This window comes from Pedobacter sp. CAN_A7 (genome assembly GCF_015752175.1).
In the GTDB taxonomy this organism is placed as follows: Bacteria; Bacteroidota; Bacteroidia; order Sphingobacteriales; family Sphingobacteriaceae; genus Pedobacter.
Genome location: NZ_JADOUW010000001.1, coordinates 859,794 through 874,734, shown reverse-complemented (window position 1 = coordinate 874,734; position 14,941 = coordinate 859,794). Strand labels below are relative to the sequence as shown.

Annotated in this window: 17 protein-coding genes; 10 read left to right on the top strand and 7 right to left on the bottom strand. The window is 41.4% G+C overall.

The genetic code is table 11. The features are described from left to right. Window positions 1-5: 5 nt before the first annotated feature. Window positions 6-425, bottom strand: a complete 420-nt coding sequence (locus tag IWX76_RS03935; RefSeq protein ID WP_196858561.1) for an acyl-CoA thioesterase — start codon at window positions 423-425, stop codon at window positions 6-8. Between the two features lie 118 nt (window positions 426-543). Here IWX76_RS03935 and rpsO point away from each other — a divergent pair, with 118 nt between their 5' ends. The 6 genes from rpsO to IWX76_RS03905 all read left to right on the top strand — a co-directional run bounded on the left by rpsO (window position 544) and on the right by IWX76_RS03905 (window position 7,268). Next, window positions 544-822, top strand: a complete 279-nt coding sequence (gene rpsO, locus IWX76_RS03930; protein WP_196858560.1) for a 30S ribosomal protein S15 — start codon at window positions 544-546, stop codon at window positions 820-822. A gap of 116 nt (window positions 823-938) precedes the next feature. Next, window positions 939-3,086 carry a polyribonucleotide nucleotidyltransferase gene (gene pnp / locus IWX76_RS03925; RefSeq protein ID WP_196858559.1) on the top strand — a complete coding sequence of 716 codons (2,148 nt, stop codon included), beginning with the start codon at window positions 939-941 and terminating at the stop codon, window positions 3,084-3,086. 75 nt (window positions 3,087-3,161) lie between these two features. Next, on the top strand, window positions 3,162-3,833 hold the full coding sequence (gene rpe / locus IWX76_RS03920; protein WP_196858558.1) for a ribulose-phosphate 3-epimerase: 672 nt from the start codon (window positions 3,162-3,164) through the stop codon (window positions 3,831-3,833). Window positions 3,834-3,972: 139 nt separating this feature from the next. Beyond that, window positions 3,973-5,040 carry a 3-phosphoserine/phosphohydroxythreonine transaminase gene (serC, locus tag IWX76_RS03915; RefSeq protein ID WP_196858557.1) on the top strand — a complete coding sequence of 356 codons (1,068 nt, stop codon included), beginning with the start codon at window positions 3,973-3,975 and terminating at the stop codon, window positions 5,038-5,040. Window positions 5,041-5,044: 4 nt separating this feature from the next. Further along, window positions 5,045-5,995 (top strand): D-2-hydroxyacid dehydrogenase, encoded by a 951-nt coding sequence (locus IWX76_RS03910; protein WP_196858556.1) that lies wholly within the window; start codon window positions 5,045-5,047, stop codon window positions 5,993-5,995. Window positions 5,996-6,056: 61 nt separating this feature from the next. Beyond that, the gene (locus IWX76_RS03905) at window positions 6,057-7,268 is read left to right on the top strand and encodes a DUF1015 domain-containing protein (RefSeq protein WP_196858555.1); all 1,212 of its coding nucleotides are present in this window, start codon (window positions 6,057-6,059) and stop codon (window positions 7,266-7,268) included. Here the strand turns inward: IWX76_RS03905 and IWX76_RS03900 are convergent. Genes IWX76_RS03900 through IWX76_RS03890 form a run of 3 tightly spaced genes read right to left on the bottom strand, consistent with a single transcriptional unit; the run spans window position 7,249 to window position 8,733 of the window. Beyond that, complete coding sequence (locus IWX76_RS03900) at window positions 7,249-7,404, bottom strand: hypothetical protein (protein ID WP_196858554.1); 156 nt, start codon at window positions 7,402-7,404, stop codon at window positions 7,249-7,251. The two genes, IWX76_RS03905 and IWX76_RS03900, sit on opposite strands and share 20 nt — an antisense overlap. Window position 7,405: 1 nt before the next feature. Further along, window positions 7,406-7,918 (bottom strand): hypothetical protein, encoded by a 513-nt coding sequence (locus IWX76_RS03895; RefSeq protein ID WP_196858553.1) that lies wholly within the window; start codon window positions 7,916-7,918, stop codon window positions 7,406-7,408. 29 nt (window positions 7,919-7,947) lie between these two features. Beyond that, a complete protein-coding gene (locus IWX76_RS03890) occupies window positions 7,948-8,733 on the bottom strand; it encodes an SAM hydrolase/SAM-dependent halogenase family protein (protein ID WP_196858552.1) in 786 nt (261 codons plus the stop codon). Window positions 8,734-8,834: 101 nt separating this feature from the next. Between IWX76_RS03890 and IWX76_RS03885 the strand changes: the two genes are divergently transcribed. The 4 genes from IWX76_RS03885 (at window position 8,835) to IWX76_RS03870 (ending at window position 12,150) form a co-directional block, all read left to right on the top strand. After that, window positions 8,835-9,794: a PhoH family protein gene (locus IWX76_RS03885; RefSeq protein WP_196858551.1), complete on the top strand. Its 960-nt coding sequence runs from the start codon at window positions 8,835-8,837 to the stop codon at window positions 9,792-9,794. Window positions 9,795-9,824: 30 nt separating this feature from the next. Further along, window positions 9,825-10,781 (top strand): phosphoribosylaminoimidazolesuccinocarboxamide synthase, encoded by a 957-nt coding sequence (locus IWX76_RS03880; protein WP_196858550.1) that lies wholly within the window; start codon window positions 9,825-9,827, stop codon window positions 10,779-10,781. Between the two features lie 65 nt (window positions 10,782-10,846). Continuing rightward, window positions 10,847-11,236: an STAS domain-containing protein gene (locus IWX76_RS03875; protein WP_196858549.1), complete on the top strand. Its 390-nt coding sequence runs from the start codon at window positions 10,847-10,849 to the stop codon at window positions 11,234-11,236. Beyond that, a complete protein-coding gene (locus tag IWX76_RS03870; RefSeq protein ID WP_196858548.1) occupies window positions 11,236-12,150 on the top strand; it encodes a ribonuclease Z in 915 nt (304 codons plus the stop codon). Before IWX76_RS03875 ends, IWX76_RS03870 begins: the two co-directional genes overlap by 1 nt. Window positions 12,151-12,220: 70 nt before the next feature. Here IWX76_RS03870 and IWX76_RS03865 read toward each other — a convergent pair whose 3' ends face one another. The 3 genes from IWX76_RS03865 to IWX76_RS03855 are packed head-to-tail and all read right to left on the bottom strand — an operon-like array spanning window position 12,221 to window position 14,886. Then, window positions 12,221-13,171 carry an MlaD family protein gene (locus IWX76_RS03865; protein ID WP_196858547.1) on the bottom strand — a complete coding sequence of 317 codons (951 nt, stop codon included), beginning with the start codon at window positions 13,169-13,171 and terminating at the stop codon, window positions 12,221-12,223. Between the two features lie 12 nt (window positions 13,172-13,183). Continuing rightward, window positions 13,184-13,966, bottom strand: coding sequence for an N-acetylmuramoyl-L-alanine amidase family protein (locus IWX76_RS03860; RefSeq protein WP_196858546.1), 783 nt, complete (start codon window positions 13,964-13,966; stop codon window positions 13,184-13,186). 35 nt (window positions 13,967-14,001) lie between these two features. Continuing rightward, complete coding sequence (locus IWX76_RS03855) at window positions 14,002-14,886, bottom strand: N-acetylmuramoyl-L-alanine amidase family protein (RefSeq protein WP_334641161.1); 885 nt, start codon at window positions 14,884-14,886, stop codon at window positions 14,002-14,004. Window positions 14,887-14,941: the final 55 nt, after the last annotated feature.

The following is a 14,941-nucleotide window of genomic DNA, read 5'->3' as shown; positions in this document are numbered from 1 at the left end:
TTATCTTATACACTATACGTATGGATCATTTCTTCGGTAACTTTCATGCCTTTTCCAGAAGCAATGTCAATCATCACATAATCAAACCAGCCATCGGAAGCAATTTTTTTGGTGCGCTTGTTCTCTATTTCAAACTGCACACGGCAACCTTTTTCATTAATGGTCAAAATGCCGGTGCGTACCAGGGCGGTATCGCCTAAAATCATTGGGCGTTTAAAATCTACGTAAGCTGTTCTCACTACCCAGCCGTAGCCTGCTTTCATGAAATCTTCCATGGGCATTTTGTAAAAACGATCCATTTGTTCGTACCTTGCTGCAAGTACATAGTCGAAATACTTGCTGTTATGTACGTGGTTAAACATATCTATATCATCGGGTCGTACGGTAATTTCACTCTCAAATATGCTGTATTGGTTCTTTTCCATATAAATATTTTTACAAAAGTAGCAGAAATAGTAGGAGTAAGAATATTGGTTATGATTAAAACTTACAGTATCTTTGCACCTAATTAATTAATTATACACACTTTAGTATCATTCAAGAATGTATTTAAGTAAAGAAAAGAAAGCCGAAATCTTTTTACAACACGGCGAAGTAGTAACCAACACTGGTTCTGCAGAAGGTCAAGTAGCGTTATTTACATACCGTATTGCGCATTTAACAGGTCACTTAAAGAAAAATCGTAAAGATTTCTCTACTCAGTTGGCACTTCAAAAACTGGTAGGTAAACGCCGTGGTATCCTGGCTTACTTATTCAAAAAAGATATTAGTCGCTATCGTGCTATCATCAAAGCTTTACAGCTAAGAGATATCATCAAATAATTGTACTCATGTCATAGAAAGCCATTCTTAAGGGAATGGCTTTTTTAATTTGCAAATAAAATAACTACATAAATCCGGTGTGTAGAAAGAGGAAAACACACCATAACAAGCTTTAAATGAATGTCATAAAAAAATCGTTCGACCTGGGTGATGGAAGAATAATTGAAATTGAAACAGGAAAGTTAGCTAAACAAGCTGACGGCGCTGTCGTTGTAAAAATGGGTGATACCATGCTTTTAGCTACAGTAGTATCTACAGTAGGTGCAAAGTCTGGTGTTGATTTCTTACCATTATCTGTTGATTATCAGGAAAAATATGCGGCTGCAGGTCGTATTCCAGGTGGTTTCTTACGTCGTGAGGCAAGATTATCAGACTACGAGGTGCTAATCTCCCGTTTGGTTGACCGTGCTTTACGCCCGATGTTTCCTTCTGATTATCACTCTGATACGCAGGTGATGATCTCTTTGATTTCATCTGATAAAAATATTACACCTGACTGTTTAGCTGGTTTAGCGGCATCTGCTGCAATTGCAGTTTCAGATATCCCTTTTAACGGACCAATCTCTGAAGTACGTGTTGCACGTATTGATGGTAAGTTCGTGATTAACCCTTACTTAAGCGACTTAGAACGTGCTGATATCGATTTATTGGTAGCAGGTACGGAGAAAGATATCGTGATGGTGGAAGGTGAAGCTGATGAGATTTCTGAAACCGAAATGGTGGAAGCTATTGAATTTGCTCACAAAGCGATTGTGATTCAGGTTCAGGTACAAAAAGAATTAGCTGAAGCTGTTGGTAAAACAGTTAAACGTACTTATTCTCATGAAGACAGTAACCCTGAGCTTAGAGACCAGGTATATGCAGCTACTTATGATAAAGTTTACGCTGTTGCGAAAAGCAATATTGCTAAACATGATCGTGGTAACCAATTTGGTCAGATCTTAATGGATTTCATCGCTTCTTTAGGCGAAGATATTGATGACGTAACTGGCTTCTTGTCTAAAAAGTATTTCCATGATGTACAATACGATGCGATCAGAAACCTGGTATTAGACGAAGGAATTCGTTTAGATGGCCGTGATTCTCGTACCGTACGTCCAATCTGGAGTGAAGTAGGTTACCTGCCTTCGGCGCATGGTTCTGCTGTATTTACACGTGGCGAAACCCAATCATTAACCACCGTTACTTTAGGTTCTAAAGACGATGAGCAAATGATTGATGGTGCATTCGTTAACGGATACAACAAATTCTTATTACACTATAATTTCCCTGGTTTCTCTACTGGTGAGGTTCGTCCGAACAGAGGTGCTGGACGCCGTGAAATCGGTCATGGTAACTTGGCCATGCGTTCCCTGAAAAGAGTTTTACCTGGATTAGAAGAAAACCCATATACCATTCGTATCGTTTCAGATATTTTGGAATCTAATGGTTCTTCGTCTATGGCTACCGTTTGTGCTGGTACTTTAGCATTAATGGATGCGGGTATTAAAATCAAAGCGCCTGTTTCAGGAATTGCCATGGGTTTAATTACCGACGAGAAAACTGGTAAATATGCGATCCTTTCTGATATCCTTGGTGATGAAGATCACTTAGGTGATATGGATTTCAAGGTTACAGGTACAGAAAAAGGTATTGTTGCCTGCCAGATGGACTTAAAAATCAATGGTCTGAAATGGGAAGTGTTAACTGCTGCCTTGTTACAAGCTAACGAAGCACGTTTACACATCTTAAATGAGATGAAGAAAACACTTGCTCAGCCTCGTGAAGATTACAAAGAGCATGCTCCACGTATTGTTTCTCTTTCTATTGATAAAGAATTCATTGGTGCTGTTATCGGGCCCGGTGGTAAAATCATTCAGGAAATGCAACGTGAAACTGGCGCTTCTATCTCTATCGAAGAGGTTGGAAACAAAGGTATCGTTGAAATCTTTGCCGACAATAAAGCGGCAATTGATGCTGCTGTGGCACGTATTAACGCCATCGCTGCTAAACCAGAAATTGGTGCTACTTACGAAGGTAAGGTGAAATCAATCATGCCATTTGGTGCATTCGTTGAAATCATGCCAGGAAAAGATGGTTTATTACACATTTCTGAGGTTGACTGGACGCGTTTAGAAACGATGGACGGTGTATTCAAAGAAGGTGAAAAAGTAACTGTTAAATTATTGGATGTTGACAAACAAGGTAAAATGAAGCTTTCCAGAAAAGCTTTAATGCCTCGCCCATCTAAACCAGAAGGTACTGCAGAAAACAAACCTGCATAACCCTTTTCTATAAATGTCTTAAAAACCTCGCTTCGGCGGGGTTTTTTCGTTTAAAAGAATTCTTATCTTTACGTGATGAGACATTTAATAGCACCTTCCATACTTGCCGCCGACTTTGCAAATCTGCAACACGATATTGAGATGATTAATTCAAGTGAAGCCGATTGGTTTCATGTGGATGTGATGGACGGTGTGTTTGTTCCCAATATTTCCTTTGGTTTCCCGGTGATGGAAGCTGTTAAAAAACATGCCACCAAACCATTGGATGTACATTTGATGATCGTCAATCCCGATCAGTATATCGAGCGTTTTGCACAGGCCGGTGCGGCCATTATTACCGTGCATTATGAAGCATGCCCTCATTTACACCGTACCATTCAGTTAATCCACCAGTCGGGCTGTAAAGCCGGCGTAGCTTTAAACCCACACACCCCTGTGAGTGTGCTCAAAGATATTCTTGCTGATCTGGATCTTGTGCTAATCATGTCTGTAAATCCGGGTTTTGGCGGACAAAAGTTTATTCCCCGTACCCTGGCTAAAGTCGACGAGTTGAAGGCCATGGCCATGAAAGTGAAGCCCGAATTGTCTATTGAAGTCGATGGGGGCGTAGGCATGCAAAACATAGATCTGCTTATTGATGCAGGTGCAAATGTATTTGTTGCCGGTAATGCCGTATTCGCTGCAGCATCTCCTGCAGAAATGATAAGCGACATGAAGAACGTCGATAAGGGCAGTATCAGGCTGTAATGGACGATAAAGCCTATTGATTTGGTCGACTTTTGCAATTTACCCGGGCTACTATTATTACAAATGTCGCAAAAGTTCAAAAATAGCCTGCTTTAATGTCAAAAACTATTACATTTACGCTTAATAAAAAGCATAAAAAATGAGACATAATTTTGGCGCAGGCCCCTGTATTTTACCACAGGAAGTATTTAAACAAGCATCCAGAGCTATTTTAGATTTTAAAGACGGCTTATCTATCCTTGAAATCTCCCACCGTACGCCAGAATTCGAAAGCGTAGTTGTTGAAGCCGGAAAACTTGTTAAAGAATTGTTGAATGTACCGGAAGGTTATTCCGTTTTGTTTTTGCAAGGCGGTGCAAGTTTGCAGTTTGCCATGGTACCCATGAACCTATTAGGGGATGGACAAACCGCCAGTTACCTTGAAACAGGGGTATGGGCTAAAAAAGCAATTAAAGAAGTAGCCTCTTTTGGTAAAGCGAACGTAGTAGCTTCTTCTAAGGATGCCAACTATACCTTCATTCCTAAAGATTTTACCATTCCTGAGGATAGTGCTTATTTCCATTACACCTCCAATAACACCATTTACGGTACTGAGCTTTTTGACGTTCCGCAAACGAATGTTCCCGTGGTGTGCGACATGTCGTCAGACATCATGAGCCGCGTAATCGATGTATCGAAATTCGACCTTATTTATGCAGGTGCACAGAAAAATATCGGCCCTGCTGGCTTAACGGTAGTCATTGTTAAAGATGAAATCTTAGGGCGTATCGATCGGAAAATCCCTTCTATGCTTGACTATAAAGCTCATGCAGAAGCGGGATCGATGTACAATACACCGCCGGTTTTCTCTATTTATGTAGCCATGTTAAACCTACGCTGGTTAAAAGCTAAAGGTGGGGTTGCTGAAATTGAAAAAGAAAATATCATTAAAGCCAAAGCCTTATATACTGAAATTGACAGGAATTCTTTGTTTAAAGGCACTTGTGCAGTGGAAGACCGTTCCAGAATGAATGTTTGTTTCGTCATGAACAATCCGGAACTAGAAAAACCATTCCTTAAGTTTGTAGAAGAGAATGGGGTAGAAGGATTAAAAGGGCATAGAAGTGTGGGCGGTTTCAGGGCATCCATGTACAATGCTTTGCCAAGCACAAGCGTACACGCTTTAATTGAGTTAATGCAGGAATTCGAAGAAAAAAACAAGAAATAGATTAATGGTAAAAATACTAGCAAATGACGGTATAGATCCCGTTGGTAAAGCATTATTAGAACAAGCAGGATATACCGTAGATACGGAAACCATCCCTCAGGATAAATTAGTGGAAGCCTTACAGCATTACGATGCCATTACCGTGAGGAGTGCGACTAAAGTACGCCAGGAACTGATTGACCAGTGCCCAAACCTAAGCCTGATTGGCCGTGGTGGGGTAGGTATGGACAATATTGATGTAGACTATGCAAGAGAAAAAGGCATTGCGGTAGTCAATACACCAGCTGCTTCTTCTCATTCGGTAGCAGAACTGGTGTTCGCACATTTGCTTACTGGCGTAAGGTTTTTACAGGATGCTAACCGTAAAATGCCCGTTGAAGGAAATACCAATTTCAATGGTTTAAAAAAGGCTTATGCTAAAGGCATGGAACTTAAAGGTAAAACTTTAGGGGTGATTGGTTTTGGCCGTATCGGTCGCGCAACCGCTGCCATGGGTTTACGTCTGGGTATGAAGGTTGTTGCTTATGACCTATTTCCATTCACTGGCCATATTTCACTCACCTTCCAAGGTGATGTATCAGTAGACATTCCCGTAGAAACTGTTTCTTTCGAAGAAGTAATCAGCAGCAGTGATTTCATTAGTTTACATACACCTTTTGCTGATAAACCTATTTTAGGCGCAGCAGAATTTGACATGATGAGACCAGGAGTAGGTATTGTGAATTGCTCCAGAGGTGGAACAATTGATGAACAGGCTTTAATTGATGCCTTGGATAGCGGTAAAGTTGGTTTTGCCGGTTTAGATGTTTTCGATAATGAACCTACACCACTAGCAGCCTTGCTATCACACCCGAAAATCTCTCTGACACCACATATTGGAGCGGCTACAAATGAAGCTCAGGAACGTATTGGAGAAGAATTGGCGGGTTTGATCATCGCACACTTTAGTAAATAAGCTATTACAAAAAAAGAGGAACGACCCTATCGTTCCTCTTTTTTTGTTTTTAATCGTTACCATGCCAAATATAAAGCCGTTTAATGCCTTCATTCCAGCCACCCAATGGCCGGAAAAAGTGGTCACACGCCCGCTTGAAGATTACAGCACCGGGGAAGCGAAATTAATCGCCTCAGAAAACGAATGCAGTTTCCTGCATTTAATTAATCCTGAGCTGGAGCGTCCTTACCTCCGCGGCAACCACCAGGAACTGGTTTTTAAAAAAATAGCTAATAACCTTCGTCACTTTCTGAAAAAGGAATTCCTGGTCAGACAAGATGTCCCAGCAATTTATGTTTACCGCGTTACACATGACGATGCCGTGCAGACGGGGATATGGACTTTAACCCATATAGACGATTACCTCCAAGCTCACATTAAAAAACATGAACTTACTGTAGCCCGCCGGGAACGCCTGCTGACCGAATACCTGCAACACACCAGGATTGATGCTAACCCTGTTTTAATTACATACCCTCCAGATGCGGCGATCGATGCGGTGATCAGCCATTATGTGGAAGAGAAGCCTTTGCTCGACTTTACTTTTACCGACCAGAGCAGACATCAAGTCTGGGCAATTAACTCGGTAGCGGAGCTCACTTTGATTAAGGAGGCCTTTGCTCAGCTGCCTGTGGTGTACCTTGCCGATGGACACCACCGTATTGCAGCTGTTGCCAAGCTGAGCGATCCCGTTTATTTCTCTACAGTATACATGAATACCCAGGAAATAAAGATACTGGAGTTTAACCGCCTGCTGCGTGATCTGGGTGAAAGCAGCCCTGCACAATTTCTTGAAGGTCTGGGAAAATCATTTATCCTGGAAAAACAGCACAGCGCCTTTCAACCTGCTCAATTGCATGAAATCGGGATGTATATGGCGAAACAGTGGTATAAACTTGTGCCAATAAGGGGCTCCTACCAGGCTAATGATCCAGTGGGGCAGTTGGATGTTCACATCCTGCAAGAAAATATTTTGGGTCCTTTGCTGGGTATTCATGATCCACGTACCGACGCGCGCATTACGTTTTCTACCGGCCGGGTACCGATTGCTGCATTACAGCAACAGGTAGACAATGGGTTATATACCCTGGCCTTTACTTTATTTCCGGTGGCCATTTCACAACTGATGGCTGTGGCAGATGCCGATGGGGTGATGCCACCAAAATCTACCTGCGTAGAACCTAAATTTTTAGTGGGGTTGCTGACAAACTATTTTACTGAAGAGAATTCGTAAGCACCCAATACCGGTAACCCGTAACTGCCTTTTCAAAAGTAGTAAGCTTCATTGGATCTTTCTGGTAATAACTGGGTAATAAAACTTTATTGATGCGAACCAGAACTTTAAACAGGGATGTTTTTAGTGCTTTCATCTTAAGCTTTTTTTAATTTCCTAATCTTACTGTACATGACGATGACGGTGCCAAAAAAGGCGATCGCAAGGCAGGCAATCACATATTGTAAAAACGTTTGCTGACGCGCTGACTCGCTAACTACAAGCTTTAACTGCTCATTTTTATCCTGGAGTTTTTTTATGGCCTGTGTATAACGCTGTATCCGTTCATTATAGGCTACCGCGGTACTTTGGACCTGCTGCACCTGCATTTCCTTATATTCCATCAGAATCTTCAACTCCCTGAAGATGTTATTGTCATTCAAAGCAATCTGCCTTAAAATCTCATTGGAGTTTTTGATGTCCTTTTTTGTTTGCATTCCAAATATGCCGGTGCGCGTACCCAAACTTTGCTGATATTGTCCAAAACGCGCGCTGCGTTGTGCTAGTAAGGCATTAATCTTATTTCTTTGAAGTTCGTAAGCGGTGCTGTCTTGTGCAAGCACAGCAACAGGAAGCACAAAAAAGAAAAGTAACAGCAAATGTCTCATCATGGCGTTGGTTTTATATTATTAAGCAAAATCTATGCCTGCGGGTGAAACTCTACCCTCACAATATCGTTGAGGTGTAGCCCTAGCAAACCGCTGGCTTTACCTTTATTAATGGCAATTTCAAGGTGGTTACTAATGCCGAACAGGCATAATTTCTCCCCTTCAGGTACTTCATTATAATGCCAGCTTAACTGGCTGATGGTTTCACTTTTTCTAAAATACAGGGTAAAGTCGCGGTTGCGTTGCATCTTTGTGAAAAGCTCTTTGGTAATATTGGTAATCACGTTACAAAAAGTGTCTATGTAGATCACACTTCCCCTAATCATGTCCTGCTCCAATACCGGGTTAAGCAGCATCCTTTCTTCCACACTGCTAATGGGCAACCCAATTTCTTTTAGTTTACCTCCCTTGGCCAGGTGTATGGCTGCTTTAACAAAAATATCAACCAATGGAAAGTGCAGGTATTGAAGGTCTTGCATAATATTTAACTCTACCAGTTCATCAGCTTTGTCTTCAAAAAGAAGAGAAAAAATACCGTTGTCGGCACCTACAAAATAGTGGTCGTTATATTTCAAAGCGATATAGCGGGTGTGTTCACTAAATACAGAATCTATACCAATGAGGTGCACCGTTCCTTTTGGGAAATAGGGGAACGCATTTTTTAGAACAAATGCAGCATACGAGATGTTAAAGGAGGGAACATTATGGGTAATATCCACAATATTAGCGTTCGGCATGATCGTCAGGATACTGCCTTTTAATGCAGCCTGATAGAAATCTTTGGAACCTAAATCTGTTGTTAAAGTGATAATAGCCATTAAAAATTGAATATTTATTCTTAATCTTGCGTAAGCGGCAAAACGCCTACAAATATTCACTTTTTAAATCAAAATATACACGTCTATAAAAAAACAATATTTTGAACGAAATACAATTAACATTGGAATCTGTAGATCCCGCACAATTTTGGGGGACAAATAACGAACATTATGAGCTCATCAAACGTGCTTTTCCTAAGCTGAAATTGGTTGCCCGTGGCAACGACATTAAGGTTTTAGGAGATCTGCAGGAATTGATCGCTTTTGAACTGAAGTTTAAAGAACTGGTTGGCCACCTGGAGAAGTATACATCTCTGAGTCCGCTGGAAGTGGAAGCACTCTTGTCGCTCAAGAAGCAGTCACCCGCTGCAGTCCCCAATGCGAAAAACTTTTCCGCAGGAGGCGAAGTCATTGTGTTTGGAACACATGGCATTCTAGTCAAAGCACGTACCGCCAACCAACGGCGTATTGTGGAAAGCATCGCCCATAATGACGTGCTTTTTGCTATTGGCCCTGCTGGTACAGGTAAAACCTATACCGCTGTTGCACTTGCGGTCAGGGCACTAAAAAACAAAGAAATTAAGCGTATTATTTTAACCCGACCGGCAGTAGAAGCAGGGGAGAGCCTTGGCTTTTTACCCGGCGACCTGAAGGAAAAGGTGGATCCTTATTTACGTCCCCTCTATGATGCCCTGGATGACATGATCCCGGCAGAAAAACTAAAACTTTACCTCGAGAACAGAACCATTGAGATTGCTCCACTGGCTTTTATGCGGGGAAGAACACTGGATAACTGTTATGTGATTTTGGATGAGGCTCAGAACTCGACCGATTTGCAACTGAAGATGTTATTAACCCGCATGGGGCCATCAGCAAAGGTCATTGTCACAGGCGATGTAACACAAATTGACTTACCGAAAAAACAAATGTCGGGTCTGTTCAATGCCCTTAAGATTTTAGATGATATTCCCGGTATTGATATTATCTACCTGACCGGAGACGATGTAGTGCGCCATCAATTAGTGAAACGAATACTCAAAGCCTACGGCGATATACAATAACTAACACACCCCCGCGATTTGGCACACACCATGAAAGCAATAAAAGAAACAAATTTTAATTTTCCAAAACAGTCTAACTTCTATAAAGGTAAAGTACGCGATGTGTACACCATCGATAATCGCTTTATGGCGATGGTGGTTACCGACAGGATTTCTGCATTTGATGTGGTTTTACCAGAAGCCATCCCTTTTAAAGGTCAGGTTTTAAACCAGATTGCCGCTAAGTTTTTAGCAGCAACACAGGATATTCTCCCTAACTGGGTGATCCGGGTGCCTGATGAAATGGTAACCGTTGGCCGTATTTGCGAGCCTTTCAAAGTAGAAATGGTGATCAGGGGATACCTTGCCGGTCATGCCTGGCGCGAATACAGTGCCGGCAGAAGAAGCATCTGCGGCGTAACCATGCCAGAAGGACTTACCGAAAACGATAAACTTCCTGAACCCATCCTCACGCCGACTACTAAGGCAGCTGTTGGTCACGACGAAGATATTTCCCGCGAAGACATCCTTGCTAAAGGCATTGTTTCATTGGAAGATTATACCCAGCTGGAAGCTTTTACCCGTGCCCTTTACCAAAGGGGAACAGAAATGGCGGCCGAACGTGGATTAATTCTGGTAGATACTAAATATGAATTTGGTAAAGTGGGAGATACCATTTACCTCATCGACGAAATTCATACCCCAGATTCTTCACGTTATTTCTATGCCGATGGTTATGAACAACGCCAGGCGAATCAGGAGCCGCAAAAACAACTGTCAAAAGAGTTTGTTCGCAAATGGTTAATCGAAAATGGATTTCAGGGAAAAGACGGACAACAAGTTCCGCAAATGACGCCAGAAATTATTGCATCCATCTCCGCACGCTACATTGAACTTTATGAGCAGATCACCGGCGACAAGTTTATTAAAAACGAAGCTGCTGATGTGGTAAACCGTATTGAACAAAATGTGTTAACTTGTGTTAACGAGCTGCTTGCAGCCGAATAAGACGGTGTTTCATCTGATAAAACAGAAAAAATCGTTATTTTCGTATTTAACTAAACTAAAAGACCATGAAATTTTCAATAGATAAACATGAGAAGTATGTGGTGATCACCTTGAATGAAGGCAGTTTCAGTAACGAGGTGACCCCTCGTTTGAAGTCTGAATTCATTTTGTTAAATGCAGACGGTGCTTGCAACATTATCCTTGACCTATCACAGGTGTTACACTGCCAGGACTCACAAGACCTGAGTAGTTTGCTATTTGCAGATCGTTTGTGTAAAAAGGCCAATGGTTTATTCGTGGTTACAGGTGTACAGCCAGAGATACAAAACATCCTGGACTTATCAGACCTGAGTAAGCGCCTGAACCTGGTTTCCAAGCTGGAGGAAGCTGTAGACCTGATTTTTATGGGTGAAATAGAGAAAGAGATGTTAGGAAGTTTTGATGAGGAGAGTTAATGAGTTTTCAGGTTACCATACTGGGTAGTAGTTCTGCTACGCCTATTTACAATCGAAATCCTTCTGCCCAGCTGCTGCATTGCAAAGACAAGTTTTATTTAATTGACTGCGGCGAAGGAACACAGCAGCAATTAAACAAGTTTAACCTTAAGGCCAGTAAAATAGATTATATTTTCATTAGCCATTTGCATGGTGACCATTATTTTGGCCTGATTGGACTAATGTCCAGCATGCATTTAAATGGCAGGGTAAAGGCGCTGAAATTATTTGGACCCGCGGCCTTGCTGGAAATACTGGAATTGCAGTTTAAACATTCAGAAACGGTGATTCGCTTTCCCCTTGAATTTACCCCAATTACCGCGGACACAGGTAAAGTGATCTTTGAAAACAACGACCTTCAGGTGGAAACCATAGTGCTTAACCACCGTATTCCCTGCACAGGCTTTAAGTTTACCGAACAAAAAAGACCCCGGAAGCTCATTGTAGAGAAACTGGAGGCTGTTAATTTGCCCATTTCCTATTACCCGCTGTTAAAAAAAGGCTTGGACCTGACTTTGCCCGATGGCAGGGTGTTTTTAAACCAGGACTATACTACAGACCCCATTCCGCCTAAAAGTTATGCCTATTGTTCAGATACCCTGGCCGATGGCAGTTACCTACAGGCTTTGGGACAATGTACGGTGGTGTATCACGAAGCAACCTTTTTGCATGAGCTATTAGACCGTGCCAACATAACGCACCATTCTACGGCATTACAAGCTGCACAGGTAGCAATACAAGCTGGGGCAGCGCAATTGATCATCGGACACTTTTCTTCGCGCTACAAGCTGTTACAACCCTTGTTAGAGGAGGCTAAAACTATATTTCCTAATACCCTGTTAGCTATTGAAGGAAACACCTATACCGTAGAATAAAATTTTAACTTCATAAAAAAAACGCCCTGGTAATCACCAGGGCGTTTTTTGTAAATACTGCATTCGCAGTTTAATTATCTTTCTTACCTCCTCCAAATACAGAGAAGTGTACATAACGTTTAGGATTTTCTTTTAAATCGATAATCAGGTTATCTAAGTTTTTTGAAGCATTGTTCAGGTTATCATACATCTGTCTGTCGTTAACCAGCAAGCCTAAAGAGCCTTCACCTGCATTTACTTTCTTCACAACACCTTGTAACTCGGCAATCGCCTGGTTTGCGTTATCTAACGTTTGTTTAAAGTTTGCTGCAGCCACCTGGTCGCTCATGGTATGCAGGTTATTTAAGATAGAATTAATCTTCTGGTTGTTATTTTTAAGGTTACCTGAAATGGATTCGATATTGGCCATGATAGCCGAAATCCTTGAACCTTCCGTGCCCACCAATTTATCCACTTTTTTAGAGGTGGCTTCTAATGAGCTTAGCGTAGAAGCAATGCTGCTGAAACTTTTGTTCACGTTATCCTGAAACTGTGGGTTCATGATGGAATTGACGCTGGTTAAAATGGAATCCATTTTATCGATAATCAATTCTGCTTTTTTCTGTACAGGTTGTACAGCTTCCATCAGGTTCTTTTCTACATTCGCTTTTAAGGTATCACCATCCTGTGCAAATACTTTCGCATTGCCCAGTTCCATAATAATAGCTTTACTTCCTAAAAGGTCAGTGCTTTCTAAACGTGCAACACTATTGGTGGGTATTTCATAATCGCCACTAATATTTAACTTCGCTACAATGAAACCATCAGGCTGTAATTTCAATTCATCAACCCGGCCAATCTGGAAACCGTTAATTAAAACGGGTTTTGAAACGGCAAGTCCGTCAACTCGGGTATACCTGGCGTAAAGAACTGTTTCATCTGAAAATATAGCGTTTCCTTTTAGAAAATTATATCCAATGATTAATAGGGCTATAGAGAAGGCCGCTAATATGCCAACTTTGGTTTCGTTTTGTATTTTCACGTAGTTATTTACTTAGTTTGTATCGTTTCCTTTTTTGTATAATTTCACGGCATTAAAAATAGAATTAACAATTTCTTCCTGACCGGCACTCGAATTCATGTAACGTTCTTCTTCCGGGTTGCTGATAAAACCAATTTCGGTTAATACAGCGGGCATACCGCAACGTTGTAGTATTAATATTCCTTGTTCTTTAATTCCCCTGTCAATGCGGTTGTCAGTTTCCCGGTAATTGTTCTGGATTAGCCTGGCCAACTCCATGCTTTTGTTTCTAAACTTGTTTTTAAACAACGACAAGATAATAAATGTTTCGGGATCCTTTGGATCGAAGCCCCCATAATTTTCTTTATAGTTTTTCTCTAACATGACGTCAGCATTCTCTCTAATGGCTACATCCTGTTCATTTATGCGGTGCATCCCTGCTACAAAAGTCTCCGTTCCTTTGGTTGTTCTGTTTCGGGCAGGCATCGAATTGGCATGGATCGAAATAAATAAATCCGCCTTATTGTCATTAGCTAAACCAGCTCTTTTATAGAAATCTACGTCAACATCCGTTTTTCTCGTATAAAGTATTTTTATATCCGGCATTTCCTCTTCAAATTTCCTGCCTAGTTTCAGCGCAACCTGCAGGGCAATGTCTTTTTCTTTAGAAAAGGAACCTACGGCGCCGGGTTTTCCGCCACCGTGACCAGCATCAATGACAATGGTTTTAACCTTATAGCTGTTTTGCGCATCAGCCGATAAGGCCGAACCAAATAAAAAAATAAGTAACAGGGGCGTCTTCAGACTCAATCTCATCAATGCTATCATTTAGGTGTGTGTGTTCGTTCAAATTATTTAGAATGTCCAAAGGAATTCTGGTAGTTCTGTATCGCTTTTAGCAGGCCTTGTGTAATTTGTGTTTGTCCTTCTTCAGAGTTCATGTAATCTTCTTCATCCGCATTGCTGATAAAGCCAATTTCGGTTAAAATAGCCGGCATACCTGCCCTGGCCAATACCGCTAAACTCTGTTCCTGTACGCCACGGTTTATACGTCCTGCATTCACATATTCGTCTTGCACAAATCTCGCCAGCTTTAAACTCTGGGTACGGTAGGCATTTTTCATCAGCGAAAGTACAATATGGTTCTCAGGATTATCGGGGTCAAAGCCTTCATAGTTTTCTTTGTAATTTTCCTCCAACAAAATTGCTTTATTTTCTCTTCTGATCACGTCGTCCTGCTCATCCATCCTGCCCATACCCGATACAAAGGTTTCTGTGCCACGGGTAGAAGTACTCTTACGGTAAACGGTTTTTTTAATCGGATAGCGCTTGCCGTTTTTTCCCTTGCGGTAACCTGTCGTAACTGTCGAACGGCGAAGCGGCATGTCATTACAATGGATGGAAATAAACAGGTCTGCATTTTCTTTATTGGCTAAACCAATTCTGTCGTATAGCGGAACAAAAGTATCATCCGTACGGGTGTAAATTACTTTCACACCAGGCATTCCGGCCTCAATCTCTTGTCCTAATCTCAGTGCCGTTTTCAAGGCTACCTGCTTCTCTGTAGAATACTCACCTCTGGTGGTGCCGTCTTTACCACCATGCCCTGCATCAATAACTATGGTTTTTATTTTGTAAACTTGCGTAAACCCTTGATGGTTAGTGGATATAATGAGGATCAAGGAAATAATTGCGATCAATATTGCATTTGGTCTAACCAATGGTATATTTTTCATTAATTTTGAACGTTTTTGGATTAACATTAGTGCAAAAATAACATTCACATACGAA